Annotated in this window: 1 protein-coding gene; it reads right to left on the bottom strand. The window is 63.5% G+C overall.

Annotated elements, in window-relative coordinates:
• A partial coding sequence (locus tag ACZ5Y0_RS36870) for a cbb3-type cytochrome c oxidase subunit I (RefSeq protein WP_469132995.1) occupies nucleotides 1-1,269 on the bottom strand: 1,269 nt, incomplete at both ends.

A 1,269-nucleotide genomic window follows, 5' to 3' on the forward strand; every position in this document is an offset into this window, starting at 1 on the left:
GCCCAGCCAGTGCTGGACCAGGAAGGTGCCGTGGAAGCCGACGAACAGGGTCCAGAAGGTGATCTTGCCGAGGCGCTCGTCGAGCATCTTGCCGGTCATCTTCGGCCACCAGAAGTGGAAGCCGGAGAACATCGCGAAGACGACCGTGCCGAAGACGACGTAGTGGAAGTGCGCCACCACGAAGTAGGAGTCCGAGACATGGAAGTCCATCGGCGGCGAGGCCAGGATGACACCGGTCAGACCACCGAAGGTGAAGGTGATCAGGAAGCCGGTCGCCCACAGCATCGGGGTCTCGAAACTCAGCGACCCCTTCCACATCGTCCCGATCCAGTTGAAGAACTTCACGCCGGTCGGGACGGCGATGAGGAACGTCATGAAGGAGAAGAACGGAAGCAGGACGCCACCGGTGACGTACATGTGGTGCGCCCACACCGTCACCGACAGACCCGCGATCGAGATGGTCGCCGCGATCAGGCCCATGTAGCCGAACATCGGCTTGCGGGAGAAGACCGGGATCACTTCGGAGATGATGCCGAAGAACGGCAACGCGATGATGTACACCTCTGGATGGCCGAAGAACCAGAAGAGGTGCTGCCACAGCAACGCGCCGCCGTTGGAGGCGTCGAAGATGTGGGCGCCGAACTTGCGGTCCGCCTCCAGGGCGAACAGCGCGGCCGCCAGGACCGGGAAGGCCAGCAGGACCAGGACAGCGGTCAGCAGCACGTTCCACACGAAGATCGGCATGCGGAACATCGTCATACCGGGTGCGCGCATGCAGATGATCGTGGTGATGAAGTTGACCGAGCCGAGGATGGTGCCGAAGCCGGAGAAGGCCAGACCCATGATCCACATGTCGGCGCCCAGACCCGGGCTGCGGACCGCGTCCGACAGCGGGGAGTAGGCGAACCAGCCGAAGTCGGCCGCGCCTTCCGGGGTGAGGAAACCGGCGACCGCGATCAGCGAGCCGAACAGGTACAGCCAGTAGGCGAACATGTTCAGCCGCGGGAACGCGACGTCCGGCGCGCCGATCTGGAGCGGCATGATCCAGTTCGCGAAACCGGCGAACAGCGGCGTCGCGAACATCAGCAGCATGATCGTGCCGTGCATCGTGAACGCCTGGTTGAACTGCTCGTTCGACATGATCTGCAGGCCCGGACGGGCCAGCTCGGCGCGCATGAAGAGCGCCATCACGCCACCGATGCAGAAGAACGCGAACGACGTCACGAGGTACAGCGTGCCGATCGTCTTGTGGTCCGTCGTGGTCAGCCA

The sequence above is a fragment of the Streptomyces sp. NPDC033216 genome (assembly GCF_055577115.1).